At 72.3% G+C, this 25865-nt stretch carries 23 protein-coding genes and 2 riboswitches; of the genes, 15 read left to right on the top strand and 8 right to left on the bottom strand.

Translation table 11 applies throughout. The features are described from left to right. Window positions 1–70: 70 nt before the first annotated feature. On the bottom strand, window positions 71–1078 hold the full coding sequence (locus tag ACZ4K2_RS05675) for a helix-turn-helix transcriptional regulator (protein WP_467474103.1): 1008 nt from the start codon (window positions 1076–1078) through the stop codon (window positions 71–73). A 374-nt stretch (window positions 1079–1452) separates the two neighbouring features. Here ACZ4K2_RS05675 and ACZ4K2_RS05680 point away from each other — a divergent pair, with 374 nt between their 5' ends. After that, window positions 1453–3192, top strand: coding sequence for a M28 family peptidase (locus tag ACZ4K2_RS05680; RefSeq protein WP_467474644.1), 1740 nt, complete (start codon window positions 1453–1455; stop codon window positions 3190–3192). Between the two features lie 76 nt (window positions 3193–3268). On the opposite strand, the gene ACZ4K2_RS05685 is transcribed toward ACZ4K2_RS05680, so the two are convergent. The 4 genes from ACZ4K2_RS05685 to gcvT all read right to left on the bottom strand — a co-directional run bounded on the left by ACZ4K2_RS05685 (window position 3269) and on the right by gcvT (window position 7644). Further along, a complete protein-coding gene (locus ACZ4K2_RS05685; protein WP_467474105.1) occupies window positions 3269–4636 on the bottom strand; it encodes an L-serine ammonia-lyase in 1368 nt (455 codons plus the stop codon). A gap of 102 nt (window positions 4637–4738) precedes the next feature. After that, window positions 4739–6001: a serine hydroxymethyltransferase gene (glyA, locus tag ACZ4K2_RS05690; RefSeq protein ID WP_467474107.1), complete on the bottom strand. Its 1263-nt coding sequence runs from the start codon at window positions 5999–6001 to the stop codon at window positions 4739–4741. A gap of 14 nt (window positions 6002–6015) precedes the next feature. Further along, window positions 6016–6393 carry a glycine cleavage system protein GcvH gene (gcvH, locus tag ACZ4K2_RS05695; protein ID WP_467474108.1) on the bottom strand — a complete coding sequence of 126 codons (378 nt, stop codon included), beginning with the start codon at window positions 6391–6393 and terminating at the stop codon, window positions 6016–6018. A gap of 132 nt (window positions 6394–6525) precedes the next feature. Further along, the gene (gene gcvT, locus ACZ4K2_RS05700) at window positions 6526–7644 is read right to left on the bottom strand and encodes a glycine cleavage system aminomethyltransferase GcvT (protein ID WP_467474110.1); all 1119 of its coding nucleotides are present in this window, start codon (window positions 7642–7644) and stop codon (window positions 6526–6528) included. Window positions 7645–7687: 43 nt separating this feature from the next. Further along, window positions 7688–7801, bottom strand: a riboswitch (glycine riboswitch). Next, a riboswitch (glycine riboswitch) is annotated at window positions 7802–7899 on the bottom strand. Between the two features lie 179 nt (window positions 7900–8078). Between gcvT and ACZ4K2_RS05705 the strand changes: the two genes are divergently transcribed. From ACZ4K2_RS05705 to ACZ4K2_RS05750, 10 genes are all read left to right on the top strand, one after another. Continuing rightward, window positions 8079–8747, top strand: coding sequence for an AAA family ATPase (locus ACZ4K2_RS05705; protein ID WP_467474112.1), 669 nt, complete (start codon window positions 8079–8081; stop codon window positions 8745–8747). Between the two features lie 66 nt (window positions 8748–8813). Next, window positions 8814–9605 (top strand): enhanced serine sensitivity protein SseB, encoded by a 792-nt coding sequence (locus ACZ4K2_RS05710; RefSeq protein ID WP_467474114.1) that lies wholly within the window; start codon window positions 8814–8816, stop codon window positions 9603–9605. Window positions 9606–9774: 169 nt separating this feature from the next. After that, window positions 9775–10554: an enhanced serine sensitivity protein SseB C-terminal domain-containing protein gene (locus tag ACZ4K2_RS05715; RefSeq protein ID WP_467474645.1), complete on the top strand. Its 780-nt coding sequence runs from the start codon at window positions 9775–9777 to the stop codon at window positions 10552–10554. Between the two features lie 402 nt (window positions 10555–10956). Continuing rightward, on the top strand, window positions 10957–11955 hold the full coding sequence (locus tag ACZ4K2_RS05720; RefSeq protein WP_467474115.1) for an ABC transporter permease: 999 nt from the start codon (window positions 10957–10959) through the stop codon (window positions 11953–11955). A 55-nt stretch (window positions 11956–12010) separates the two neighbouring features. Next, on the top strand, window positions 12011–13759 hold the full coding sequence (locus tag ACZ4K2_RS05725) for an ABC transporter substrate-binding protein (protein WP_467474117.1): 1749 nt from the start codon (window positions 12011–12013) through the stop codon (window positions 13757–13759). Window positions 13760–13831: 72 nt separating this feature from the next. Beyond that, window positions 13832–14839: an ABC transporter permease gene (locus ACZ4K2_RS05730; RefSeq protein WP_467474119.1), complete on the top strand. Its 1008-nt coding sequence runs from the start codon at window positions 13832–13834 to the stop codon at window positions 14837–14839. Further along, on the top strand, window positions 14836–15930 hold the full coding sequence (locus ACZ4K2_RS05735; RefSeq protein WP_467474120.1) for an ABC transporter ATP-binding protein: 1095 nt from the start codon (window positions 14836–14838) through the stop codon (window positions 15928–15930). Before ACZ4K2_RS05730 ends, ACZ4K2_RS05735 begins: the two co-directional genes overlap by 4 nt. Then, a complete protein-coding gene (locus ACZ4K2_RS05740) occupies window positions 15927–17429 on the top strand; it encodes an ABC transporter ATP-binding protein (protein ID WP_467474122.1) in 1503 nt (500 codons plus the stop codon). Before ACZ4K2_RS05735 ends, ACZ4K2_RS05740 begins: the two co-directional genes overlap by 4 nt. A 97-nt stretch (window positions 17430–17526) precedes the next feature. Continuing rightward, complete coding sequence (locus tag ACZ4K2_RS05745; RefSeq protein ID WP_467474124.1) at window positions 17527–18918, top strand: M1 family metallopeptidase; 1392 nt, start codon at window positions 17527–17529, stop codon at window positions 18916–18918. A 46-nt stretch (window positions 18919–18964) separates the two neighbouring features. Further along, window positions 18965–19624 carry a trimeric intracellular cation channel family protein gene (locus tag ACZ4K2_RS05750; RefSeq protein ID WP_467474126.1) on the top strand — a complete coding sequence of 220 codons (660 nt, stop codon included), beginning with the start codon at window positions 18965–18967 and terminating at the stop codon, window positions 19622–19624. On the opposite strand, the gene ACZ4K2_RS05755 is transcribed toward ACZ4K2_RS05750, so the two are convergent. Next, window positions 19533–20780, bottom strand: a complete 1248-nt coding sequence (locus tag ACZ4K2_RS05755) for an alpha/beta hydrolase (protein WP_467474128.1) — start codon at window positions 20778–20780, stop codon at window positions 19533–19535. The two genes, ACZ4K2_RS05750 and ACZ4K2_RS05755, sit on opposite strands and share 92 nt — an antisense overlap. A 153-nt stretch (window positions 20781–20933) precedes the next feature. On the opposite strand from ACZ4K2_RS05755, the gene ACZ4K2_RS05760 reads away from it, so the two are divergent. Beyond that, the gene (locus ACZ4K2_RS05760; RefSeq protein WP_467474129.1) at window positions 20934–21794 is read left to right on the top strand and encodes a thioesterase family protein; all 861 of its coding nucleotides are present in this window, start codon (window positions 20934–20936) and stop codon (window positions 21792–21794) included. 901 nt (window positions 21795–22695) lie between these two features. Here the strand turns inward: ACZ4K2_RS05760 and ACZ4K2_RS05765 are convergent. Beyond that, window positions 22696–23322 (bottom strand): TetR family transcriptional regulator, encoded by a 627-nt coding sequence (locus ACZ4K2_RS05765; protein WP_467474131.1) that lies wholly within the window; start codon window positions 23320–23322, stop codon window positions 22696–22698. Window positions 23323–23467: 145 nt separating this feature from the next. Here ACZ4K2_RS05765 and ACZ4K2_RS05770 point away from each other — a divergent pair, with 145 nt between their 5' ends. From ACZ4K2_RS05770 to ACZ4K2_RS05780, 3 genes are all read left to right on the top strand, one after another. Next, window positions 23468–23635 (top strand): hypothetical protein, encoded by a 168-nt coding sequence (locus ACZ4K2_RS05770; RefSeq protein WP_467474132.1) that lies wholly within the window; start codon window positions 23468–23470, stop codon window positions 23633–23635. A gap of 31 nt (window positions 23636–23666) precedes the next feature. Then, the gene (locus ACZ4K2_RS05775; protein ID WP_467474133.1) at window positions 23667–23948 is read left to right on the top strand and encodes a DUF4190 domain-containing protein; all 282 of its coding nucleotides are present in this window, start codon (window positions 23667–23669) and stop codon (window positions 23946–23948) included. A 64-nt stretch (window positions 23949–24012) separates the two neighbouring features. After that, on the top strand, window positions 24013–25182 hold the full coding sequence (locus ACZ4K2_RS05780) for a cysteine desulfurase family protein (RefSeq protein WP_467474135.1): 1170 nt from the start codon (window positions 24013–24015) through the stop codon (window positions 25180–25182). On the opposite strand, the gene ACZ4K2_RS05785 is transcribed toward ACZ4K2_RS05780, so the two are convergent. After that, window positions 25175–25852, bottom strand: coding sequence for an N-acetylmuramoyl-L-alanine amidase (locus tag ACZ4K2_RS05785; RefSeq protein ID WP_467474136.1), 678 nt, complete (start codon window positions 25850–25852; stop codon window positions 25175–25177). The genes ACZ4K2_RS05780 and ACZ4K2_RS05785 overlap by 8 nt on opposite strands. Window positions 25853–25865: the final 13 nt, after the last annotated feature.

Raw genomic sequence — 25865 nt, forward strand, 5'->3', positions numbered from 1 at the left:
GCGGTTACCGTGCGGTAGCCCGGCGGGGAACTTCGGTGCGGCCCGGTGGGCGCGTTCGGCGGCCGGGGCCTCAGCCCACGAGGCCGAGGCGGACGGCCCGCACGCCGGCCTCGAACCGGCTGGAGGTGCCGAGCTTCTCCATGATCTGGTTCATCACCCGGCGCAGGGTGCGTTCCGAGCAGGCCAGCCGGCGGGCGATGGTCCCGTCCTTGGCGCCGGTGGCCAGCAGTGCCAGCACCTCGCGCTCCTGCGCGGACAGTTCGCACCCGGGGCGCCCGCGGCGGGGCTGCCGTTCGGTGTGCGGCCGGGCGAGGTCCCAGGCGTGCGTGAAGACCTTGACGAAGCACTGGGCGACGGGCGTGCTGTGCAGGACGACGTCGCCGCCCTCGCCCTGCGGTCCCGGTCCGGCCCCGATGATGACGACCGCGCGGTCCATGATGTTCATGTGCAGCGGCACCGTCGCGGCCACCCGTACCTCGGCCCCGGCCTCGGCCAGCGCGTTCAGGTAGCGGGCCGGCGCGTGGGAGCGCAGGGCCTGCTGGGAGGTCAGCATGCGCATCCTGACCCCGTCCGCGACCAGTTCCCGGTCCCGCACGAGGCTGGCCTCCAGGACCTGGGCGTCGGGGAAGGAGTTGCGCATCGCGAGGAACTCGTCCCGGACGAGCGCGCCCAGTTCCGCCAGCCGCCGCCGGGTGTGCTCGCGGTCCGTGAAGTACTCCGTCTCCACGGACTCCCGGGTTTCGGGCCGGGGAGCCGTCAGCAGGGACAGGACGTCCTCCATCGCCCGGGCGTCACGGCCGAGCTCCTCGGCGGCCGCGAGGAGGCGGCGCCGCTGGTCGTCCACGATGTGGCGCAGGGCGCGATCGGGCGGGCCGAGCCGTCCGGCGTCCGGGTCGAGCAGCCGGCGTTCCACCAGCCACCGGATCAACTCCGGTGCGAGCGAACCCAGTTCCTCCTTCTCGGCGCCGGGGTCCCGCGCGCCCGACAACGCGATCCGCTCCACCATGGCCAGGTAGGCCTCCTTCGCCCCGGAGTCCGCCGGCCGCCGGCCGGGCGGAGGGGTCTGCGCCGCATGCATGCGCGCACGATACGGGTGCCCCGCACCGCGGGCCAGACGGTCCCCTGCCCGGTGCGCGCCCGGCGGCCGGCCTGGCCGGGAGCGGACGCGCCGGTTTCGGACAGGGACGGGCGGACCGTCCTGCCGTTAACCTCTTGCCCGCCCGACTCCTCGGGTCCCCGGCGCGCCTCCCCTGCCCCACGCCCGCCGGAGACCGCCGGGGGTGCGGGTGTGTCCCCCCGGTCCGGCCGGTTCCGCGAGGCGAGGTTCGAGCCCTCGATTGGCATGCGCATGCTTATAACCCGAGGCGGCGCGACCCGGCGGATCCCCACGCCCACCTCTCGTTTCCTCCCACCCCACAAGGAGACCCGGTGTCACGGCTACGACGAATCACCCTGGCAGGACTCTCGCTCGTCACGGCGGCCGCGGGACTCGCGGCGCTGCCCGCGAGTGCCGGCGCGGCCCCCGCGGCCCCGGTGGTCCACCGCGCGGCGGCCCCGGCCCCGGCCGCCGCCGCGACGGCGCCCGACATCGACGTCACCCGGGTCCAGGCACACCTCACCGAGCTGAACGCGATAGCCGGCCGCAACGGCGGCACCCGCAGATCGACCACCCAGGGCTACCGCGACTCGGTCGCCTACGTGAAGGGCAAGCTCCAGGCGGCCGGTTACACCGTCACCGAGCAGCCCTGCACCTCCGGCTGCACCAGCGGCGCGGGCCCGAACCTGATAGCCGAGTGGCCCTCCGGCGACGCGTCGAAGGTGTACATGTTCGGCTCGCACCTGGACAGCGTCTCCGCCGGCCCCGGCATCAACGACAACGGCTCCGGCAGCGCGACCCTCCTGGAGGTGGCGCTGAAACTGGCCGAGACCCGTCCCACGATGGCCGCGCGCGTCCGCTTCGGCTGGTGGACGGACGAGGAGCAGGGCCTGAACGGCTCCGCCTTCTACGTCCGTTCGCTGACCTCCGCCCAGCGCTCCGCGATCAAGGCGTACTACAACTTCGACATGGTCGCCTCGCCCAACGGCGGCTACTTCATCAACCACGTCACCTCCGCCGCCGCCGCGCCGATGAAGGCGTACTGGGACTCGCTGAACCTCCAGCCCGAGGAGAACACCGAGGGCGCGGGCCGCTCCGACGACTACTCCTTCGAGAACTACGGCATCCCGACCTCCGGCTACGCCATGGGCGCGAGCGCCCGCAAGACCTCCGCGCAGGCCGCCAAGTGGGGCGGCACGGCCGGTGCCGCGTACGACGGCTGCTACCACTCCGCGTGCGACACCACCTCCAACATCAACGCCACCGGGCTGAACCGCAGCGCCGACGGTGTCGCCTACACCCTCTGGAAGCAGGCGGTCTCCGACTCCGCCCCGGCGAACGACTTCTCCCTCGCGGTGAGCCCCGCCACGGGCAGCGCCGACCCGGGCGGCTCGCTGACCGCCACCGTCTCCACGGCCACCACCGGCGGCTCCGCGCAGACCGTGAACCTGTCCGCCTCCGGCGCCCCGGCGGGCGTCACGGTCGCCTTCAGCCCGGCCTCGGTGACCTCCGGGGCCTCCTCCACGGCGACCGTCTCCGTGGGCTCGTCGGTGCCGCCGGGCACGTACGCCCTCACGATCACCGGCACCGGTTCCACCACGCACACCGCGTCGTACACGCTGACCGTCAAGGGCGCGGGCGGCTGCACCCCGACGCAGGTGATCTCCAACGGCGGCTTCGAGAGCGGCACGTCGCCGTGGACGGGCAGCACCGGGGCGATCGGCACGTTCAGCGGCCAGTCCGCGCACTCCGGCTCCCGGTACGCCTGGCTGGCGGGCTACGGCTCCGCGGCCACCGACAGCGTCGCCCAGACCCTCACCGTGCCGTCCGGCTGCGCGAAGGCGACCCTGAGGTACTGGCTGCACATCGACACCGCCGAGACGGGCACGACGGCCTACGACACCTTCCAGGTCAAGGTCAACGGGACCGCCAAGCAGACGTACTCCAACGCCGACGCGGGCACCGGGTACACCGAGCGCACCCTGGACCTCACGCCCTACCTCGGGCAGCAGATCACGCTGGCCTTCACCGGCACCGAGGACTCCGGCCTCCAGACCAGCTTCGTCGTCGACGACGCCACCCTGACGACCGGCTGAGCACGGCCCCGACGCGAAGGGGAGGCGCCCCGCGAGGAAGCGCCTCCCCTTCCGCACACCGGGCGGACGAAACCCTCTAGCACTCGATGATGTTCACCGCGAGGCCGCCGCGGGCCGTCTCCTTGTACTTCACGCTCATGTCGGCGCCGGTCTCCTTCATGGTCTTGATGACCTTGTCCAGGGACACCTTGTGCGAGCCGTCGCCGCGCATCGCCATCTTCGCCGCCGTGACCGCCTTCACCGCGGCCATGCCGTTGCGCTCGATGCACGGGATCTGCACCAGGCCGCCGACCGGGTCGCAGGTCAGGCCCAGGTTGTGCTCCATGCCGATCTCGGCCGCGTTCTCCACCTGCTCCGGCGAGCCGCCGAGCACCTCGGCGAAGGCGCCCGCGGCCATGGAGCACGCGGAGCCGACCTCGCCCTGGCAGCCGACCTCGGCGCCGGAGATGGACGCGTTCTCCTTGAACAGCATGCCGATCGCGCCGGCCGCCAGCAGGAAGCGGACGACCCCGTCCTCGTCGGCGCCGGGCACGAAGTCCATGTAGTAGTGCAGGACCGCCGGGATGATGCCGGCCGCGCCGTTGGTCGGCGCGGTCACCACCCGGCCGCCCGCCGCGTTCTCCTCGTTCACCGCCATCGCGTAGAGCGTGATCCACTCCATGGCGTGCGCCAGCGGATCGCCCTCGGCACGCAGCTGGCGGGCGGAGACGGCGGCGCGCCGGCGGACCTTCAGACCGCCGGGCAGGATGCCCTCCCGGGACATGCCGCGCCCCACGCACTCGCGCATCACGCGCCAGATCTCCAGCAGGCCGGCCCGGATCTCCTCCTCGGTGCGCCAGGCCCGCTCGTTCTCCAGCATCAGGGACGAGATCGACAGGCCCGTCTCCCGGGTCAGGCGGAGCAGCTCGTCACCGGTGCGGAACGGGTACTTCAGGACCGTGTCGTCCAGCACGATGCGGTCCGCGCCCACCGCGTCCTCGTCCACCACGAAGCCGCCGCCGACCGAGTAGTACGTCTTCGACAGCACCTCCGCCCCGGTGGCGTCGTAGGCCCAGACCGTCATGCCGTTGGCGTGGTACGGCAGCGCCTTGCGGCGGTGCAGCACCAGGTCGTCGTCGAAGGAGAACGCGATCTCGTGCTCGCCGAGCAGCGCGAGGCGGCCCTCCCGCTTGATCCGCTCCACGCGCTCGTCGGCCGTCTCCACGTCCACCGTGCGCGGCGAGGCACCCTCCAGACCGAGCAGCACCGCCTTCGGCGTGCCGTGGCCGTGGCCGGTCGCGCCCAGCGAGCCGTACAGCTCGCAGCGCACGGACGCCACGGAACCGAGCAGTTCCTCGTTGCGCAGCCGGCGGGCGAACATCCGCGCCGCGCGCATCGGGCCGACGGTGTGGGAGCTGGACGGGCCGATGCCGATCGAGAACAGGTCGAAGACCGAGATGGCCACGGGTGACTCCTCCATACGGGGGGTGATGCGAGGGGTGGTGCGGGGCGCGGGCACCGCGCACGCCGGTACGTCCAGTGTGCGCGGTACCCCGCGAAAGGTGACCTACTTGTTCAGACCGGGGTACAGCGGGTGCTTGTCGGCGAGCGCCTTCACGCGCGCCTTCAGCCCCTCCGCGTCGTACGACGGCTTCAGCGTCTCCGCGATCACGTCGGCGACCTCGGCGAAGTCCTCGGCCGTGAAGCCGCGGGTCGCCAGGGCCGGCGTGCCGATGCGCAGACCCGAGGTGACCATCGGCGGGCGCGGGTCGTTCGGGACGGCGTTGCGGTTGACCGTGATGCCGACCTCGTGGAGCCGGTCCTCGGCCTGCTGTCCGTCCAGCTCGGACGCGCGCAGGTCCACCAGGACCAGGTGCACGTCGGTGCCGCCGGACAGCACGTTCACCCCGGCCTCGCGGGCGTCGTCGGCCGTCAGCCGCTCGGCGAGGATGCGGGCACCCTCCACCGTACGGCGCTGGCGCTCCGCGAAGTCCGCCGAGGCGGCGACCTTGAAGGAGACCGCCTTGGCCGCGATCACGTGCTCCAGGGGGCCGCCCTGGAAGCCCGGGAAGACGGACGAGTTCAGCTTCTTCGCGAACTCCTTGCGGGCGAGGATGACACCGCCGCGCGGGCCGCCGAGCGTCTTGTGCGTGGTGGAGGTCACCACGTCCGCGTGCTCGACCGGGTTCGGGTGCAGACCGGCGGCCACCAGCCCGGCGAAGTGGGCCATGTCGACCCACAGGTACGCGCCGACCGCGTCGGCGATCCGGCGGAACTCCGCGAAGTCGAGCTGCCGGGGGTAGGCCGACCAGCCCGCGATGATCACCTTGGGGCGGTGCTCCTCGGCGAGCCGCTCGACCTCGGCCATGTCGACCCGGCCGGCCTCGTCCACGTGGTAGGCGACCACGTTGAACTGCTTGCCGGAGAAGTTCAGCCGCATCCCGTGGGTCAGGTGGCCGCCGTGCGCCAGGTCCAGGCCGAGGATGGTGTCCCCGGGCTGGGCCAGCGCGAACAGGGCCGCCTGGTTCGCGGAGGCGCCGGAGTGGGGCTGCACGTTGGCGTACTCGGCGCCGAACAGCTCCTTGACCCGGTCGATGGCGATCTGCTCGGCGACGTCGACGTGCTCGCAGCCGCCGTAGTAGCGGCGGCCCGGGTAGCCCTCGGCGTACTTGTTGGTGAGGACCGAGCCCTGCGCCTCCATGACCGCGAGCGGCGCGAAGTTCTCGGAGGCGATCATCTCCAGGGTCGACTGCTGGCGGTCCAGCTCGGCGTCGACCGCGGCGGCGATCTCCGGGTCCAGCTCGTGCAGGGGCGTGTTCAGGACAGTCATGTGACTACGACTCCTCAGCCGGCGGTGAAGGCGGTGTACTCGTCGGCGGAGAGCAGCTCGGCCGGCTCCTCCGAGACGCGTACCTTGAACAGCCAGCCGCCCTCGAAGGGGGCCGAGTTCACCAGCGAGGGGTCGTTGACGACGTCCTCGTTGACCTCCGTGATCTCACCGCTGACCGGCGAGTACAGGTCGGAGACCGACTTCGTGGACTCCAGCTCGCCGCAGGTGTCGCCCGCGGTCACCGTGGAGCCGGCCTCGGGGAGCTGGACGAAGACGACGTCACCGAGCGCGTTGGCGGCGTGCTCCGTGATGCCGACCGTCGAGACGCCGTCCTCGGCGTCCGACAGCCACTCGTGCTCCTTGCTGAAACGCAGCTGCTGGGGGTTGCTCATGGCCTGAATTCTCCTGTACGCGCGGGAGTGCTGATGACGGGGGAGTGAGGAAACCGCTGGTGGGCGGGTGAGTGTGCGCAGGGTCACGCGCCGGCCACGGGACCGGGCCCCGCCCGCGACCGCGCCCGGTCGCTACTTCTGACGCTTGTAGAAGGGCAGCGCCACGACCTCGTACGGCTCGTGGCTTCCCCGGATGTCCACGCCGACACCCGCGGTGCCCGGCGCCGCGTGCTCCGCGTCCACGTAGGCGATCGCGATCGGCTTGCCCAGGGTGGGGGAGGGGGCGCCGGAGGTGACCTCGCCGACCACCTCGCCGCCGGCGACGACGGCGTACCCGGCGCGCGGCACCCGGCGGCCCTCGGCGACCAGGCCGACGAGCTTGCGCGGGGGCTTGGAGGCGGCCCGCTCGGCGGCCTCCGCGAGCGCCTCGCGCCCGACGAAGTCGCCCTCCTTCTCGAACTTCACCACACGGCCCAGACCGGCGTCGAACGGGGTCAGGGAGGTGGTCAGCTCGTGCCCGTACAGCGGCATGCCCGCCTCCAGGCGCAGCGTGTCCCGGCAGGACAGGCCGCACGGCACCAGGCCGGCGCCCTCGCCCGCCGCGGTCAGCGCCTGCCACAGCTCCACGGCGTGCTCCGGCTTCACGAACAGCTCGAAGCCGTCCTCGCCGGTGTAGCCGGTCCGGGCGATCAGCGCGGGGACACCGGCGACGGTGCCGGGCAGGCCGGCGTAGTACTTCAGGCCGTCCAGGTCGGCGTCGGTGAGCGACTTCAGGATGCCGGGGGACTCCGGGCCCTGGACCGCGATCAGCGCGTAGGCGTCCCGGTCGTCGCGGACCTCGGCGTCGAAGCCGGCGGCGCGCTCGGTCAGCGCGTCCAGGACCACCTGGGCGTTGGAGGCGTTGGCCACGACCAGGTACTCGGTCTCGGCCAGCCGGTAGACGATCAGGTCGTCCAGGATGCCGCCGTCGGCCTGGCAGATCATGGTGTAGCGGGCGCGGCCGACGCCGACGGAGGCGATGTCGCCGACCAGGGCGAAGTTCAGCAGGGCGGCGGCCCCGGCGCCGGTGACGGCGATCTCGCCCATGTGGGACAGGTCGAAGAGCCCGGCCCGGGTGCGCACGGCGACGTGCTCGTCGCGCTCGGAGCCGTAGCGCAGGGGCATGTCCCAGCCGGCGAAGTCGGTCATCGTCGCACCGAGCGAGCGGTGCAGCGCGTCCAGCGCGGTGTGGCGGAGTTCGGTACTGCTCATCGGTCGGTCGTCTCCCAGGGCACAGGGATGGGGCGAGGAAAGTTCCTCCCCATCTGTCATCGGAACCTGAGAGGTTCGCCTCGACCGCCCCGCGGGGTGGTCACGGCTTGCACCTTGGGTGGAGCCGCCGTCACGGCGGCCCGCTTTTCAGATGTGCCTCGCCCACGCGGTAACGGTGCCTGAGAGATTCAAGGGAGGGACTTGCTCCTTCGGCGCCCCAGCGAGGACTGCTGGGAACTCTCCCGCGCGGATTCGAACGGCCGGTATGCAGTTGGCGGGCACATCATTGCACGCCGCGCCCCGGCCCGTCAGGGTCCGCATCTGTAACCGACCTGTGGCACTACGCGCATGAACCGCCGACCGTTGCGCATTACCTTCTCTTTACACGCGACGGGTACGGGTCATGACCGTGCCCACTGGGGAGGACGATCACGGTGAACAGGACATCGGCCTACGCCGCCGGCGCCGGTCTCGCGGTGCCGGAGCAGCCCTCCGTCCCGGCCCGCGAGCGCTCCGCGGACCGTCCCGCGCCGGTCGTCCGCGACCTGCGCGACCGCGCCGGCCGCAGCCCGCACGCCCTGCTCTTCGGCCCCCGCGACCTGGTGGTCGTCACCGGCCTGCCCGGCAGCGGCAAGTCCACCCTGATGCACCGCGCGGTCGCCGGCCACCGCGTCGACTCCCAGGACACCCGCGACCGCTGGGACGCCCGCATGCCGCGCCGGCTCCCGTACGCGCTGTACCGCCCGCTGGTCCGCCTCGCCCACTACGCCGGGCTCCGCCGGGCCCTGCGCACCGGTGAGGGCGTCGTCGTGCACGACTGCGGCACCCAGCCCTGGGTGCGCGCCTGGCTGGGCCGCGAGGCCCGGCGGCGCGGCGCCACCCTGCACCTGCTGCTCCTCGACGTCACCCCCGGCCGGGCCCGGGAGGGCCAGCGCGAACGCGGCCGGGGCGTCTCCCGCTACGCCTTCCGCCGCCACCGCCGGGCCACCGCCCGCCTGCTGGGCGCGGTGGAGAGGGGCGAACTCCCCGCCGGCTGCGGCGCGGCGGTGCTGCTGGACCGGGACGCGGCGGACGTCCTCGTCCGCGTGGGCTTCACGGGATGAGGGACTGTCACCGCCACCCGATAGCCTTCAGGCTCCCGACAGTGGTTCCCAGCAGGCGGTAGGCAGATGGACTTCCCGGCGGACATTCCCGCGGACTTCCCGGCACAGGCGCACCCCCACCCGCACGGCGGTTGGCCCGGCAACGAACTGGAGGAGGTGCTGTCGGCCTCCCTCGGCATCCCCACGGCGGGCGGCCGGATCGTCGAGGTCCTCGGCCGCAGCCTCCTGTGGATCCCGCTGCCCTCCGGCGGCGGCCCGGACAGCGGCCAGCTCGACCTGCCGACGCTGGAGGCCGAAGGCCAGGCGTACGTCCCGGTGTTCAGCTCCGAGGAGCAGCTCCGGCTGGCGGCCGGGCCCCACATGTCGTACACCGTCGCCCCGGCGGTGGAGTTCGCCCGCGGCCTGCCCCCGCAGGTCGGCCTCGCCCTCAACCCCGACGGCGTGGTCGGCATGCCCCTGCCGCCGCAGGCCGTGGCCGAGCTGTGCCGCGCCGGCCGCACCCCGCTCGACGGCCCGGGCACCGGCGGCCGGGTCCGCCTCTTCGAGCCCGACTGGCAGGACGACCCGGTCGACTTCCTCGCCGCGGCCTCCGCCGAGTTCGCCGACACCGGCGTGGTCCTCACCGCGCGCCGCTGCCTCGCGGCCGTCGAGACGGCCGACCCGGTGATGTTCGTCGGCGTGGAACTCTCCCAGTGGGAGGGCGACCTGCGCGCCCTGCCCCTCCAGGCACTGGGCCGGGCCCTGGGCAAAGTCCCGGTCAATTGGCCGGTCAACCTGGTCCTGCTGGACGTGACCGACGATCCGGTCGCCGGCTGGCTGAAACAGCACGTCCGCCCGTTCTACCAGCACGGTCACTGAGCCGCCCGCGGGGGGCGCGCGACCGCGCGGCGAGGTACGGGCACCCGCACCGGCGAACGGGCACGGGGCCCGGGCGTGCCGGACGCTTAAGCTGTTCCCCAACGCGGGACGACTCCCAGAAGGGCCGGTACGACAGGTGAGCGCGAGCCACAGCGGCAGCGTCGAGCACATGGTGCGCCAGGTCACGCCCGGACGCTACGACGCGTACGAGGCCCTGCTGCGCGCCCTCGCCACCCCGTCCGCCGGCCAGATCTGGATGCTCCTGTGGCACGGTCAGGCCGGCTCCCGGGACGCCCAGTACGGGGACATGGAGGTGGACGGCTTCCACTACGCCCCCTGCGTGACCTCCGCCCAGGAGCTGTCGGCCAGTGGCTGGAACCGCTCCTACGAGGTGGTCGACGGCCTGGACGTGGCCCGCACCCTCTACCCCGACCACTACGGCCTCTGGCTCAACCCGCACGCCCCGGGCGGCGGCGTCGGCGTGCCCTGGCTGGACCTGCGCCGCATCGCCGCCGGACTGGAGCGCCAGCCGGCCGGCCCGCTGCGCCTGTCCGAACCCGGCATCGAGATCCCGCAGTTCTACGCCCTGCTCGCGCAGAACGCGCACCGCACCCCCGCGCTCCGCTCGCTGCGCCGCGCCTGGGTGCAGCCCGCGCTCGGGGCGCCGTACCTCGCCATCGGCCTGGACGTGTACGACACCTCGCCCGCCGCGGTCGACTCGGTCCGCGGGATGATGCAGAGCTCCGTCGGCGCGGTCCCGGACGGCCTGCCGGTGTCCACGGTGGCGATGACCGACGGTCACGACCCGGTGGTGATGTGGATGCGGGCCCGCGCGCGTCCCTTCTACGACCGCGAGGCGCACGCCGCCGCGCCGCAGCTCCAGGCGCCGGCCCCGCCGCACGCCCCGGCCGGCGGCTACGGCTACCCGCCGGCGCACGGCGGCTACTGAGCGGCCGGACCGCGCGGCGCCTCCCCGGACGGCGGGGGCGCCGACGCCGGCGGACAACTCGGCCGCGCGGCCTTCGCCTGGGGCGCGGGGCAGAATTTGCGGCATAGGCGTTCTTCTGCGCGCGTAGACATCGCCTGAACGTCCCGAACCGCGCAAAATCGCCGTTCTGTCCCAACTGGACCACGTCCGGGAGGCGTTACCCACTGTTCGGATAACGGAATCCCCCGGACTGCATCACGGTTGCGCATACTTTCGCCGTCACATCTGGCGGGTGATCACAACCACGCTGAAGACTCGCGGTTCAGACACGAGGCCGAGACCTCGTGATCGATGGCAAGTCGACAAAGCCGCAATCCGCGGCAGGCGCAGGCCGGTCACCACCGGCGAGAGGGGTCGCTCACCGTGACCGCACCGATCGAGACCACCGGGGCGGCAGCCGAGGCACAGCCGGAGGCTGTGCTGCAGGGTGCCGGTAAGGGGCAGATCGAGGGTCGTTCCCTGGGCCAGATCGCCTGGGCCCGGTTCAAGAAGGACAAGGTCGCCGTCGCCGGCGGCGTCATCGTGATCCTGCTGATCCTCCTCGCCGTCCTCTCGCGCCCCATCCAGTCGATCTTCGGACTCGACCCCAACGCCTTCAACCAGGACCTGATCACCCCGGACACCTCGCTCCCCAAGGGGAGCTGGGGCGGCATGAGCGCGGACCACCCGCTCGGCGTCGACCCGAAGTTCGGCCGGGACATCGCCACCCGTGTCCTGGAGGGCTCCTGGGTGTCGCTGGTGGTGGCCTTCGGCGCCACGATCCTGTCGAACGTGATCGGCGCGATCATGGGTGTCGTGGCCGGCTACTACGGCGGACGGGTCGACTCGATCATCAGCCGGCTGATGGACACGTTCCTCGCCTTCCCCCTCCTGCTGTTCGCCATCTCCATCTCCGCCACCCTCCAGGGCGGCGCCTTCGGCCTGGAGGGCCTGCCCCTCCACCTGAGCGTGCTGATCTTCGTCATCGGCTTCTTCAACTGGCCGTACCTGGGCCGGATCGTGCGCGGCCAGACCCTCGCCCTGCGCGAGCGCGAGTTCGTGGACGCGTCGCGCGGCATGGGTGCCAAGGCTCCCTACATCCTGTTCCGGGAGCTGATGCCCAACCTGGTGGGCCCGATCATCGTCTACTCGACGCTGCTCATCCCGACGAACATCCTCTTCGAGGCGTCGCTGAGCTTCCTCGGCGTCGGCATCCAGCCCCCACAGGCGTCCTGGGGCGGCATGCTCCGTGAAGCGGTCACCTACTACCAGGTCGACCCGCAGTTCATGATCGTGCCTGGCCTCGCCATCTTCCTCACCGTCCTCGCGTTCAACCTGCTCGGCGACGGTCTCCGCGATGCTCTCGACCCGCGCAGCCGCTGACGCCGGCCGCGGAGAGCCCGAAAAGTTTCCGACAATGGAGGGGAAAGCGCCCATCATGCGAAGGTCAGCGCTGGCCGCGATCGCGGCCATCGGCACCGCCAGCCTGTTTGTTGCAGGTTGTAGCAAGGCCGATGACAACAAGAACGAGAACGGCAAGTCGGCGGGGGCCAATGCCGCGACCAAGGACGTCGTCAACGCGTCCGACAAGAAGGGCGGCACGGTCACGTACGAGCTGTCCGACGTCCCGGACTCGTTCGACCCGGGCAACACGTACTACGCCTACATGTACAACCTCAGCCGGCTGTGGGCCCGCCCGCTGATGACCTTCCAGCCCGGCGCGGGCGAGAAGGGCAACACCCTCGTCCCGGACCTCGCGGCGAGCAAGGGCGTCCCGAGCGACGGCGGCAAGACCTGGACGTACAAGCTGCGTACGGGCCTGAAGTACGAGGACGGCACGCCGATCACCTCGAAGGACGTCAAGTACGCCGTCGAGCGCTCCAACTTCGCGCGTGACGTGCTCTCCCTCGGCCCGAACTACTTCCAGCAGTTCATGGCCGACGGCGACAAGTACAAGGGCCCCTACAAGGACAAGAGTGCCAAGGGCCTGTCCTCCATCCAGACGCCGGACGACAGCACGATCGTCTTCCACCTGAAGCAGGCCTTCCAGGAGTTCGACTACCTGGTCGCCGCCCCGCAGACGGCCCCGGTGCCCCAGGCCAAGGACAAGGGCGTCGACTACGTCAAGCACATCGTGTCCTCGGGCTCGTACAAGTTCCAGAGCTACGAGGACGGCAAGCAGGCCGTGCTCGTGCGCAACGAGAACTGGGACGCGAAGACCGACCCGCTGCGCAAGCAGCTGCCGGACAAGATCGTCGTCAAGCTGAAGGTCAACCCGGAGACCATCGACCAGGACGTCATGGCCGGCAAGGCCATCGACCTGGCCGGTACGGGTGTCCAGGCGTCCACGCAGGCGCAGGTGCTCACCGACAACGCCAAGAAGGCGAACACGGACAACACCTACGGTGGCCGTCTCGTCTACATGGCGATCAACACCACGGTGGCGCCGTTCGACAAGGTCGAGTGCCGCAAGGCCGTGCAGTACGCCATCGACAAGGTCTCGGTGCAGACCGCCGAGGGCGGCCCGATCCGCGGTGACATCGCCTCCACCGTCCTGCCGCCCGACATCCCGGGCTACGCGAAGTCCGACGTCTACGCCACGACGGACAACAAGGGCGACGTCGCCAAGGCCAAGGAGCAGCTGAAGGCCTGCGGCAAGTCGTCGATCTCGACGAACATCTCGGCCCGCTCGGACCGTCCGCAGGAGATCGACGCGGCCACCGCGATCATCAACTCGCTCAAGAAGGTCGGCATCAACGCCAGCCTCAAGCAGTACCCGTCCGGCAAGTACTTCACCGACTACGCGGGCGTGCCGTCGTTCACCAAGAAGCAGAACATCGGCCTGGAGATGATGCAGTGGGGTGCCGACTGGCCCTCCGGCTACGGCTTCCTGCAGCAGATCCTGAACGGCAAGGCGATCAGCCAGTCCGGTAACACCAACCTGTCGCAGTACAACGACAAGACCGTCAACGGACTGCTGGGCAAGGCGATCGGCACGCAGGACGCCGACGCGCGCAACAACCTGTACACCCAGATCGACAAGAAGACCATGGACGACGCCGTCCTGGTCCCGCTGACCTACTTCAAGGTCCTGCTGGGCCGCCCGACGACCTACACCAACCTGGTTTCCACGGCGGCCTTCAGCGGTCAGTACGACTACCTCAACATCGGCGTCGCGTCGAAGTAGCAGCCCCGGAAGGCAGGTGAAGGCATTGGTGTCCGCGGGCTTCACGGCCCGCGGACACCAGCGCCGGTCCCCGTGATCTCGTACATCCTCCGCCGGACGTTCGCGGCAGTGATCCTGCTGCTGGTCGTCTCCGCGGTCACCTTCGCCATCTTCTTCCTGCTGCCGCGGCTTGCCGGCCAGACAGCGGACCAGCTGGCGCAGCAGTACATCGGCAAGAGCCCGTCCAAGGCGGACATCGCCGCTGTCAAGCACAACCTCGGGCTGGACCAGCCTGTCTACGTCCAGTACTGGCACTTCATCAAGGGGATCGTGGCCGGCTCCACCTACGACCTCGGCCCCACCACGGTGCACTGCGATGCACCCTGCTTCGGCTACTCCTTCAAGAACCACCAGGCCGTCTGGCCCGAGCTGACCTCCCGGCTCCCGATCACCCTCTCGCTGGCCGCCGGCGCGGCCGTGCTGTGGCTGGTCTCGGGTGTGGTCGCCGGTGTCATCTCCGCGCTGAAGCCGCGCTCGGTCGTCGACCGCGCCTTCATGGGCGTCGCGCTCACCGGCGTCTCGCTGCCCATGTTCTTCACCGGCAACCTGGCGATCCTGCTCTTCCGGTACAAGTGGCCGATCTTCGGCAGCGACTACGTGCCGTTCACGGAGAACCCGTCGCAGTGGGCCAACACCCTCATCCCGGCCTGGTGTTCGCTCGCCCTGCTGTACTCCGCCATCTACGCCCGGCTCACCCGCTCGGGAATGCTGGAGACGATGAACGAGGACTTCATCCGCACGGCACGCGCCAAGGGCCTGCGTGAGGGCACCGTCATCACCCGGCACGGACTGCGCGCCGCCCTCACCCCGATCATCACGGTGTTCGGCATGGACATCGGTCTGCTGCTCGGCGGTGCCGTGATCACGGAGTCGGTGTTCTCGCTGCCCGGCATCGGCCAGTACGCGGTGCAGGGCATCACGGACAACGACCTGCCGAAGATCCTCGGCGTGACCCTGCTCGCCGCCTCTTTCGTCGTCTTCGCAAATCTCGTGGTGGACGTGCTCTACGCCGCCGCCGACCCGCGGGTGAGGCTCTCGTGACCGAACTGTCCAAGACCGGCGCCGCGGTGGGCGAGCCCACCACCGGCCGCCCGGCACCCGAAGCCTTCCTGGAGGTCCGCGACCTCAAGGTGCACTTCCCGACCGACGACGGCGTGGTCAAGTCCGTCGACGGGCTCAGCTTCTCGCTGGAGAAGGGCAGCACCCTCGCGATCGTGGGCGAGTCCGGCTCCGGCAAGTCGGTGACCTCGCAGGCCATCATGGGCCTGCACCGGCTCGGCACGCGCGGCAAGAACGTGCGGATGTCCGGCGAGATCTGGCTGGACGGCAAGGAACTGGTCTCCGCCGCCCCGGACGAGGTGCGCAAGCTCCGCGGCCGCGAGATGGCGATGATCTTCCAGGACCCGCTGTCCGCGATGCACCCCTACTACAAGGTCGGCGACCAGATCGTCGAGGCGTACCGGGTGCACCACAAGGTCGGCAAGAAGGTCGCGCGCGCCCGCGCCGTCGAGATGCTCGACCGGGTCGGCATCCCCGAGCCCGCCAAGCGCGTCGACAGCTACCCGCACGAGTTCTCCGGCGGTATGCGCCAGCGCGCCATGATCGCCATGGCGCTGGTGAACAACCCCGAGCTGCTCATCGCGGACGAGCCGACCACCGCCCTCGACGTGACGGTCCAGGCGCAGATCCTCGACCTGATCCGGGACCTCCAGAAGGAGTTCGGCTCCGCGGTCATCATGATCACGCACGACCTCGGCGTGGTCGCCGAGATCGCCGACGACGTCCTCGTGATGTACGGCGGCCGGTGCGTGGAGCGCGGCGCGGCCGACGAGGTCTTCGAGCGCCCGCAGCACCCCTACACCTGGGGTCTGCTCGGCTCGATGCCCCGCATCGACCGCGAGACCTCCGAACGGCTCATCCCGGTCAAGGGCTCTCCGCCGAGCCTCATCAACGTCCCCTCGGGCTGCGCCTTCCACCCGCGCTGCCCGTACGCGGACATCCCCAAGGGGAACGTCACCCGCACGGTGCGCCCCGAGCTGGAGCTGGTGGGCACCGGGCACTGGTCCGCCTGCCACCTCTCGGCGGAGGACCGTCAGCGGATCTGGACCGAAGAGATTGCGCCGAAGCTGTGAGTGAGACCAAGAAGACGGACACCGTCGCCGAGGCAGCGGTCCCGAAGCAGGCGTCGGCTCCCGAAGAGCGCGACGTGCTGCTCAAGGTCGAGGGACTGACCAAGCACTTCCCGATCAAGAAGGGCATCCTGCAGCGCCAGGTCGGCGCCGTGAAGGCCGTCGACGGCATCGACTTCGAGGTGCGCCGGGGCGAGACCCTGGGCGTGGTCGGCGAGTCGGGCTGCGGCAAGTCGACCATGGGCCGGGTCATCACCCGGCTCCAGGACCCGACCGGCGGGCGGATCACCTTCGAGGGCCGGGACATCACGCGGCTCGGCACCGGGCAGATGCGCCCGCTGCGCCGCGACATCCAGATGATCTTCCAGGACCCGTACGGCTCCCTGAACCCCCGGCACACCATCGGCTCGATCGTCTCGGCGCCCTTCCGGCTCCAGGGCGTCGAGCCCGAGGGCGGGGTGAAGAAGGAGGTCCAGCGGCTCCTCGAACTGGTCGGCCTCAGCCCCGAGCACTACAACCGCTACCCGCACGAGTTCTCCGGCGGCCAGCGCCAGCGCATCGGCATCGCCCGCGCGCTCGCCCTCAAGCCGAAGCTGGTCGTGGCGGACGAGCCGGTCTCCGCGCTGGACGTGTCGATCCAGGCGCAGGTCGTGAACCTCATGGACGACCTCCAGGAGGAACTCGGCCTCACCTACGTGATCATCGCGCACGACCTCTCGGTGGTGCGGCACGTCTCGGACCGCATCGCGGTGATGTACCTCGGCAAGATCGTCGAGCTCGCCGACCGCACCTCGCTGTACGAGGCGCCGATGCACCCGTACACCAAGGCGCTGATGTCGGCGGTGCCGGTGCCGGACCCGAAGCGCCGGGGGCAGAAGAGCGAGCGCATCCTGCTCCGCGGCGACGTGCCCTCGCCGATCGCCCCGCCGTCCGGCTGCCGGTTCCACACCCGGTGCTGGAAGGCCACGGAGATCTGCAGGACGACCGAGCCGCAGCTCGTCGAGCTGCGGCCGGGTCAGCGGGTCGCCTGCCACCACCCGGAGAACTTCGCCGACCAGGCCCCGCAGGACACGGTCCTGCTGTCGGCGGCGAAGGCGGCGTCGGAACTGGTGCCGGACGCGGTCGTCGCCGGCCCGAAGCCCGAGCCCGAGGCGAAGCCCGAGTCCGGGACGAAGCCCGAGTCCGGGACGAAGCCCGAGTCCGGGACGAAGCCCGAGCCCGAGGCGAAGCCCGAGCCCGAGGCGGAGTCCGCGGGCGAGGCGGAGTCCGGGACCGCGGCCGAGGCGGCGGCGACGGAGCAGGCCCCGGGGGACCAGGCCGCGGCGCGTCCGGCGGCCGAGCCGGCGGTGTCCGAGGAGCCGGTGTCCGCCGAGCCGGTGTCCGAGGAGCCGTCCGCGGAGGCGGCCGAGGCCGCCGAGGCGGTGGAGCCCCCGGCCCCGAAGACCGGCCCCGGTGCGAAGACCTCGACCGGCACCGACTCCCAGGAGTCAACCGGCAAGTAGGACATGACGACTCAGCAAAGTCATGTACATGCTTGAACGGGGGAGTGCAGAGTCGTCCGTGCCCGACCACCATCGGCACGCTCGAAAGGGACGACCCATGGCACTCTCCCGTTCGGCACGTCTGGGGGCCCTCGCCACCGCGGCGGCCTCCTTCCTCGTCATCGCGGCCTCCGCGGCGCCGGCACCGGGCGCTCCCGGCATCGGCGACTCCTACTTCCCGCGCCTGGGCAACGGCGGCTTCGACGCCCGCCACTACGACCTGGACATCTCCTACGCCCCGGACACCGGCCGCCTGGACGGCCGTACGACCCTGCGCGCGCGGGCCACCCAGGACCTCTCCTCCTTCGACCTCGACCTCCAGCGGCTGGAGGTCACGCGCGTCGAGGTCGACGGCAGACCCGCCCGGTTCGGCCGCGACGGCGACGAGATCACCGTCACCCCGCGCGCCTCCCTGCGCGCGGGCCGCACCTTCACCGTCTCGGTGACCTACGGCGGCGTGCCCGAGGCCCTCACCGGGCCGATCGTGTTCGGCTCCTCGTACGGCTGGATGAAGACGGACGACGGCGTGTTCGTCGCCTGCGAGCCCAACGCGGCCTCCACCTGGTTCCCGTCCAGCGACCACCCCTCCGACAAGGCGACCTACGACATCCGGATCAAGGCGCCCAAGGGCCTGACCGCCGTCTCCAACGGCCGGCTCGTGTCGACGTACGACCGGCACGGCTCGACGTACACCCACTGGCGGGAGAGCCGGCCGATGGCCACCTACCTCGCCACCGCCACCATCGGGAAGTTCGACGTGCGCACCGGCCGGACCCCCGGCGGCACGCCGATCTACGTCGCCGTCGACCCGGTCCTGAAGAACGCGAACAACGTCGACGTCTACGCCGTCACCGCCGCCGCCACCGACTACTGGTCCCAGGTCTTCGGCCCGTACCCCTTCGAGGAGACGGGGGCCGTCGTCGACGACATGCCCGAGGCCGGGTTCTCGCTGGAGGTGCAGAGCAAGCCCGCCTACTCGGCCGTGCGCAGCGAGTCGACCATCGTGCACGAGCTGGCCCACCAGTGGTTCGGCGACTCGGTCAGCGTGGCGCGGTGGAAGGACATCTGGCTCAACGAGGGCTTCGCCACCTACGCCCAGTGGCTGTGGGCCGAGCACCAGGGCACCCGCTCCGCCCACGACTCCTTCCGCGCCGGGTACGACGCCCGGCCGGCCGACTCGGCCTTCTGGCAGATCAAGCCGGGCGACCCGCAGCGGGACACCATGTTCGCCTCCGCCGTCTACCAGCGCGGCGCGATGACCCTCCAGGTGCTGCGCGAGCGGATCGGCGACGCCGCCTTCTTCCGGCTGCTGCCGGCCTGGACGAGGCTCCACCGGTACGGCAACGCGGACACCGCCGACTTCGTCCGCCTCGCCGAGCGGGTCAGCGGGCGGCAGCTCGGTGATCTCTTCGACACCTGGCTGTTCACCCCAGGGAAGCCCGCCCTGTGACCTGCGTTTGTAAGGTTTACACCTCCTGACAGGTGAGAATGTCAGGGTGCAGCTCCAGGAACTCTTCAGTCCGTCCGTCCAGCACACGCTCGATGTGATCGGCATCTTCGTGTTCGCGATCTCCGGCGCCCTGCTGGCCGTCCGGAAGAACTTCGACGTCTTCGGCATCGCCGTCCTCGCCGAGGTCACCGCGCTGGGCGGCGGACTGTTCCGCGACGTGGTGATCGGCGCCGTGCCGCCGGCCGCCTTCACCGACCTCGGGTACTTCCTGACGCCGCTGTTCGCCACGCTCGTCGTCTTCTTCCTGCACCCGCACGTGGAGCGCCTCCAGACGGGCGTGCTCGTGTTCGACGCGGCCGGCCTCGGCCTGTTCTGCGTCAGCGGCACGACGAAGGCGTACAGCCACGGCCTCGGCCTGACCGCGTCGGCGACGCTGGGCCTCGCCACGGCCGTGGGCGGCGGTGTGCTGCGGGACGTGCTGGCGAACGAGGTGCCCTCGCTGCTGCGCTGGGACCGCGACCTGTACGCGGTCCCGGCGATCGTCGGCGCGACGATGGTCGTCCTGTGCATCCGCTACCACGCGCTGACCCCGTTCACCAGCGGTCTCGCCGTCGTCACGGCCTTCGCGCTGCGGCTGCTCGCGATGCGTTTCCACTGGCGAGCGCCGCGTGCGTGGAACCGGCGGTCGACGGTGGTGGAGGAGTAGCCCCGGCGAGGGAGGTGTCCCGGCCGCCGGCGCGGCTCTGGCCCATCTGGAGGGTCAGCCAGCGGAAGACGGTGTCGACCTGCGGCCGCCACAGCGCCATGGTGTGCCCGCCCGCGCTGCGCGGCAGGAACACCACGCGCACGGTGGTGGGCGCCTTGGCCGCCCCCTCCAGGGCCATGCCGGCCTGGTAGCCGTCGCCGGACTCGCCGGACACGTACAGGGCGACCGGGGGCGGCACGGCGGCCTTCCGCAGCAGCAGGTAGGGGTTGTTCGCGGCGCGCAGGGCGGGGGTCTGGGCGGCGAGCGAGGTGCGTTCGCCGATCGGGTCGTTGTAGCCGGACATGCTCACCGCGGCCCGGTACCGGTCGGGGTGCGCGACGGCCAGCTTGACCGCGCAGTGCGCGCCCGCCGAGTAGCCGGCCACCGCCCAGCCGCGGGGTGCCGGCTGGGCCCGGAAGTTGTCGGTGACCATCTTCGGCACGTCGACGCTGAGCCAGCTGTCCGCGTTGACCTGGCCCGGGACGTTGGCGCACCCGGTGTCCACGCCGGCCAGCAGGTTGGTGCGCGGTGCGACCAGGATGAACGGGGCCACCCGGCCGGCGCGCATCAGCGGCAGCAACTGCTCGTGGACCCGCAGCGACTCGAACCAGGCCGTGGCGGAACCCGGGTAGCCCGGCAGCAGCTCCACCACCGGGAACCTGCGGTGCCGGTAGGCCGGGTCGGTGTACTGCGGCGGCAGCCAGAGGTAGACCTCGGCGTTCACGCCCGAGACCCGGCCCCTGAGCTGGGTGACGCGCACGCCGCCGGCCGCGCGCATGCCGGGCCCGCCGGCGGCCGTGAAGGTCTGCCGCACCCGGGGCAGCCGTTTCACCGCGATGCCGCCGGTGCCGTCCCGGCCGAGGTCGAGCGCCTGCCGGACGTGGTTCCCGGTGCCGAGCAGGTCTCCCCAGTCGCCGTAGAGGCTGTTCTGGTTGTTGACCAGCACGAAGACCAGGGTGACGGCCGTGCCCTGGGCGAACAGCAGCATCAGCGTCCGGGCCGCGAACCGCAGGGGGCTCGGCCCGCGCAGCCGCGACCACACGGCGAGCGGCAGTATGAGGGCGGCGACGGCCAGCACGGCGGTCGTGCAGAGGAACGGAGTCCCGGTGAGGCTCATGTCCCCATAGAGGGAGATCCCGGGCGCCGGGTTGGGGACGTGTCCGGACACTTACCGAGATATTGCCGGAGTCTCACCCGGAGGGAAGAGCGCGGGTGGGAGGGAAAGTTGAAAAAGCTACCGCTTAGTAGTTTTCTGCTGTACCGTTTGCGCATGGCAGAAGCAGCTACCGTCCCCGCCCAGCCGGCCGCGATCGGTGACAGCGAGTTCGACCGCGACACCGCGGTCACCCGGCGCGAGCCCGGCGTCTACGACATCGACCTCTCGGCCGGCTGGACCATCATCAACGCCGTCAACGGCGGCTACCTGCTGGCCGTGCTCGGCCGCGCCCTCGCGGACGCCCTGCCGCACCCGGACCCGTTCACCGTCTCCGCGCACTACCTGACCGCGTCCCGGCCGGGACCCGCGGTCGTCCGCACCGAGACCGTACGCGCCGGCCGGACCCTCTCCACCGGCCAGGCCTCGCTCTTCCAGTACGACGACGAGGGCGACGAGGTGGAGCGCATTCGCGTCCTCGCCTCCTACGGCGACCTCGCCGCCCTTCCCGACGACGTGCGCACCACCGCCCTCCCGCCGTCGATCCCGCCGCCGGAGCAGTGCTTCGGGCCGGACGACTCGCCCGCCCCGATCCCGGGCAGCTCCGCCATCACCGACCGGCTCAGCATCAAGCTCGACCCCGCCACCCTGGGCTGGGCGCTCGGCGCCCCCTCCGGCAAGGGCGAGATGCGCGCCTGGTTCGGCCTGGCCGACGGCCGCGACGCCGACCCGCTGTCGCTGCTCCTGACCGTGGACGCCCTCCCGCCCACCGCCTTCGAGCTGGGCATCAAGGGCTGGGTGCCCACGGTCGAACTCACCGTCCACGTCCGCCACCGCCCGGCCCCCGGCCCGCTGCGGGTGTCGATCACCACCCGCAACCTGGCCGGCGGCTTCCTGGAGGAGGACGCCGAGGTCTGGGACAGCGAGGACCGGCTGGTCGCCCAGTCCCGCCAGCTCGCCAGGGTCCGGCTCGGCTGACCGGCCCGCCCCGCCCCGCGGGCCGCGTACGGACGCCTGCGCCCCCGGCGCCTCGGCCGGGTTCCGGGTGCGGCCGGCGGTCCCGCGCCGGGACCTCGCGGCACGTGCGCCGGGGGCGCGTGGCAGCCTCCCGGTCGTCGCGTAGGCATCGGCGCCTGTGGATGCCTCGCGCCGGTCCCCGGAGGGCGCGGTGGTCCGTTCGCCGCGCGGTGGCGCCCGGCCGGTTCCGGTGCGGGCCGGACCGGGCGCCCGGGGGGGGGTCCGGCCGGGCCGTGCGGGTGGCGGTCTTCCCGACGTGGCCCGGCGTACGCGCGCCGGGGGGCGTCGTCGGCTCGTCGTCCGGCCCCGCCGTGCGGGTGGAGGGCGGCGGCCTCGGTGACCGTCGGGAGCCGGACGCGACCGCGGCGCCCGAGGCCCATGTCCTGCCCGCACCTCAGCGGGGGCGGTCGCCCGGCCGTCCCGCGCGATCGGACCGGCGGTCGGCGGCACCGTGAGCCCGTCGGCGACCTGCGGCCAGGCCCGTGCCGCCGGCGATGTGGCCGGGCGGTCCGCGCACTCCTGACCCGGCGCCGGGCGCCGGCCGGTCGAGGGATCCGGGCCGTACGGTCCCGACGGCGGTCGCCCGGCCGCCCGTGCGCGGGCCGCCCGGGGGGTGAGGCCGGCGCGCGGCCGCGGCGCGGCGTGCTCGGCCCGTCCGGCGGACGGCCGCCGCCCGACTGCCGGGCCCGTCCGACCCCGGCGGCGGCGAGAGCGGAGGCGCGAGCGCCTGGGTGGCCTGCCCGGTGCCGTGGGCGATGCGTCGGCTCCCCGCGGTCTCCGGTCGGACGGAGATGTCCGGGGTGCGCGGGCCTCCCGGCCGGGCCGGGGACGCGCCCGGTTCCGGCCGCTCGCCGGGTGCGCCTCAGGCCTGCCAGTGGGCGCGGCCGATGGTGATGAGCCGGAGCTGGCGTGCGGCGAGCCGCGCCACCCGCTCCCGCTCCTCGTCCGGGGCGTCCAGCGTCTCCAGGAACAGGGACGCGGTGCTGAGCATCTGGTCGACGTAGAGGTGCGCGAGCATGAGCAGGTCCTCCTCGCTCCAGCCGGCCGCCTCCGGGTCGCCCGCCAGCTCGGTCCCGACCTCCTCGGCGAACCGCAGCAACTGGGCGCGGATCGCCTCGCGCACCGGCTGCACCCCGCCGTGCCGCTCGCGGGCGATGAACCGGACGTGCGCGGGGTGGGCCGCCACGTGACCGGCGATCATTTCCACGGCGCGCGCGATGCGTTCCCCGCTGTCGCCCGTGGCGGACACCGTCGTGCGCACCATCGGGTGCAGGCTGCCCAGCGCCTCGTCGACCAGGGCCACACCGAGGTCGGCGGTCGAGCGGAAGTGCCGGTAGAAGGCCGTCGGCGCGACCCCGACGGCCCGGGTGACCTCGCGCAGGCCCAGGCTGCTCAGACTCTGCTCCTCCAGCAGCGTCAGCGCCGCGTCGAGGAACGCCTGCCGGGTCTTCCGCTTCTGGGCCTGCCGGACGCCGAGAGTGTGACTCATGTCATCCAGTTAACAACTGTTCTCCGTAATTGGAAAGCCGCGCGAAGCGCTAGACTCGGCAGTCAGTGAACAACTGTTACTACAACTGTTCACCCAAGCTTCACACCGGCTGACCACGAGGCATCCCGGAGGGGGATCCGATCCCATGCTGTTCCTCGTCGCCGCGCTCATGCTGTTCGGAGTCGTCCTGGGCACCGTCGCCCACGCCCCGCTGACCGTCACCGGCCTGCTGGCCGCCGTCATCGCCGGCTGGCTGGGCGTCTTCGCGCTCCGCGAGCGCCACGCCCGCCGCCGGCGCACCCCGGCCGGCTGACCGCAGGCCACGACCCCAGGAGCTGAGTACCATGCACCTCACCGCACCGGCCGCCACCGGCCGCACCGGGACCCGGTCCCTGACCCCCGACGCCGACGGCATGGCCGTCGCGTCCTTCATCCTCGGCCTCCTCGGCCTGCTCGTCCTCAACGTCGTCCTCGGCTCCACCGCCATCGTGCTCGCCGCGGCCGCCCTCTGGCGCCGGACCGCGCGCCCCGGCCGCGCCTGCCTGGGCCTGGCGCTGGGCGCCGCCGACCTGGCGGCCCTGGTGGTGGCGATGGAGGTCTCCGGGACGGTCTCCTGGAGCCTGTGAGGCCTTCGGACGCCGGGGCGGCCGGGCCCGGTCCGCGGCGCCGGGACCGTAGAATCACCTCACCATGGCTTACCTCGACCACGCCGCGACGACCCCGATGCTCCCGGAGGCGGCAGAGGCACTCACCGCCCGGCTGAGCATCACGGGCAACGCGTCCTCCCTCCACGCCTCCGGCCGGCAGGCCCGCCGGGCGGTCGAGGAGGCCCGCGAGACCCTCGCGGAGGCACTGGGCGCCCGCCCCAGCGAGGTCGTCCTCACCTCCGGCGGCACCGAGGCCGACAACCTGGCCGTCAAGGGCCTGTACTGGTCCCGCCGCGCCGCCGACCCGGCCCGCACCCGCATCCTGGCCAGCCCCGTCGAGCACCACGCCGTGCTGGACGCCGTGCACTGGCTCGGCGAGCACGAGGGCGCCACCGTCGAGTACCTCCCCGTCGACGCCCACGGCCGGGTCCACCCCGACGCGCTGCGCGAGGCCCTCGCCCAGAACCCCGGCGATGTCGCCCTGGCCACCGTGATGTGGGCCAACAACGAGATCGGCACCCTCATGCCGGTCCGTGAACTGGCGGACGTCGCAGCCGAGTTCGACGTCCCGCTGCACGCCGACGCGGTCCAGGCGTTCGGCCAGGTGCCGGTCGGCTTCGAGACCTCGGGCCTGGCCGCGATGACCGTGTCGGGCCACAAGATCGGCGGCCCGTACGGCATCGGCGCCCTCGTCCTCGGGCGCGAGCACACCCCCGTGCCCGTCCTGCACGGCGGCGGCCAGGAGCGGCACGTCCGCTCCGGCACGCTCGACGTCCCGGCCGTGGCCTCCTTCGCGGTCGCCGGCCGGCTCGCCGCCGAGCGGCGCGAGTGGTTCGCCCGGGAGATCGGCGCCCTGCGCGACCGGCTGGTCGACGCCGTGCGCGACGCCGTGCCGGACGCCATCCTCGGCGGCGACCCCGCCCCCGGGGGCCGGCTCCCGGCCAACGCCCACTTCACCTTCCCCGGCTGCGAGGGCGACTCCCTGCTGCTCCTGCTGGACGCCCAGGGCATCGAGTGCTCCACCGGCTCCGCCTGCACCGCGGGCGTCGCCCAGCCCAGCCACGTCCTCCTCGCCACCGGCACCGACCCGGACCTGGCCCGCGGCACCCTGCGCTTCTCGCTCGGCCACACCTCCACGCAGGCCGACGTCGACGCCGTCGCCAAGGCGATCGGCCCGGCGGTGGAGCGGGCCCGGGCGGCCGGGCTCACGTAGCCCGCGGGGCCCCGGCGCGCTCGGCGCGCACCAGGCGCAGGTACCGGTCCCAGTCCCAGAACCGGCCGGGGTCCGTGTGGTCCGTCCCCGGCACCTCCGCGTGCCCGATGACGTGCTCCCGGTCGACGGGTATCCCGTAGCGCCCGCAGACGGCCGCCGTCAGCCTGGCCGAGGACGCGTACATGGCGTCCGTGAAGGAGGACGCCCGCTCCACGAAGCCCTCGTGCTCGATGCCGACACTGCGCTCGTTGTACTCCCGGTCGCCCGCGTGGAAGGCCACGTCCAGCTCCCGGATCAACTGGGTGACCCGCCCGTCCGCACCCACGATGTAGTGCGCCGCGGCCCCGTGCGCCGGATCCTGGAAGACCCTGACCGCCGACGCGTAGCCGCCCTGCGTGACGTGGACGACGACCCGGTCGATCCGGTAGTCGCCCGGCCGGTCCGCCCGCCGGTAGTTCGCGGGCGAGGCGGCCACCCAGCGCGCGCCCCGGAAGTCCACCGCGCCCGCCACGCGCGGCCTGTCCACCCCGGGCAGCCGCCACCACGCGCGGGACAGCTCCTCGCGGGCCAGCAGGGCCGCGCCCACCGCCGTCACGACCCCGCCGGCCAGCAGGGCCCGCCGCCCCAGCCGCCGGTCGCCGTCCTCCGCCGCCCCGTCCGTCGCCCCCATGTGCATCCCAACG

It is taken from the genome of Streptomyces sp. NPDC025833 (genome assembly GCF_055558055.1).

What these genes read in the sequence shown, in the direction of transcription:
- ACZ4K2_RS05725 (WP_467474117.1), top strand. Translation starts at nt 12,011, where the DNA reads ATGCGAAGGTCAGCGCTGGCCGCGATCGCGGCCATCGGCACCGCCAGC.
- ACZ4K2_RS05745 (WP_467474124.1), top strand. Translation starts at nt 17,527, where the DNA reads ATGGCACTCTCCCGTTCGGCACGTCTGGGGGCCCTCGCCACCGCGGCG.
- ACZ4K2_RS05765 (WP_467474131.1), bottom strand. Translation starts at nt 23,322, where the DNA reads ATGAGTCACACTCTCGGCGTCCGGCAGGCCCAGAAGCGGAAGACCCGG.
- ACZ4K2_RS05760 (WP_467474129.1), top strand. Translation starts at nt 20,934, where the DNA reads ATGGCAGAAGCAGCTACCGTCCCCGCCCAGCCGGCCGCGATCGGTGAC.
- ACZ4K2_RS05710 (WP_467474114.1), top strand. Translation starts at nt 8,814, where the DNA reads ATGGACTTCCCGGCGGACATTCCCGCGGACTTCCCGGCACAGGCGCAC.
- ACZ4K2_RS05755 (WP_467474128.1), bottom strand. Translation starts at nt 20,780, where the DNA reads ATGAGCCTCACCGGGACTCCGTTCCTCTGCACGACCGCCGTGCTGGCC.
- ACZ4K2_RS05715 (WP_467474645.1), top strand. Translation starts at nt 9,775, where the DNA reads ATGGTGCGCCAGGTCACGCCCGGACGCTACGACGCGTACGAGGCCCTG.
- gcvH (WP_467474108.1), bottom strand. Translation starts at nt 6,393, where the DNA reads ATGAGCAACCCCCAGCAGCTGCGTTTCAGCAAGGAGCACGAGTGGCTG.
- ACZ4K2_RS05675 (WP_467474103.1), bottom strand. Translation starts at nt 1,078, where the DNA reads ATGCATGCGGCGCAGACCCCTCCGCCCGGCCGGCGGCCGGCGGACTCC.
- ACZ4K2_RS05785 (WP_467474136.1), bottom strand. Translation starts at nt 25,852, where the DNA reads ATGGGGGCGACGGACGGGGCGGCGGAGGACGGCGACCGGCGGCTGGGG.
- glyA (WP_467474107.1), bottom strand. Translation starts at nt 6,001, where the DNA reads ATGACTGTCCTGAACACGCCCCTGCACGAGCTGGACCCGGAGATCGCC.
- ACZ4K2_RS05770 (WP_467474132.1), top strand. Translation starts at nt 23,468, where the DNA reads ATGCTGTTCCTCGTCGCCGCGCTCATGCTGTTCGGAGTCGTCCTGGGC.
- ACZ4K2_RS05775 (WP_467474133.1), top strand. Translation starts at nt 23,667, where the DNA reads ATGCACCTCACCGCACCGGCCGCCACCGGCCGCACCGGGACCCGGTCC.
- gcvT (WP_467474110.1), bottom strand. Translation starts at nt 7,644, where the DNA reads ATGAGCAGTACCGAACTCCGCCACACCGCGCTGGACGCGCTGCACCGC.
- ACZ4K2_RS05780 (WP_467474135.1), top strand. Translation starts at nt 24,013, where the DNA reads ATGGCTTACCTCGACCACGCCGCGACGACCCCGATGCTCCCGGAGGCG.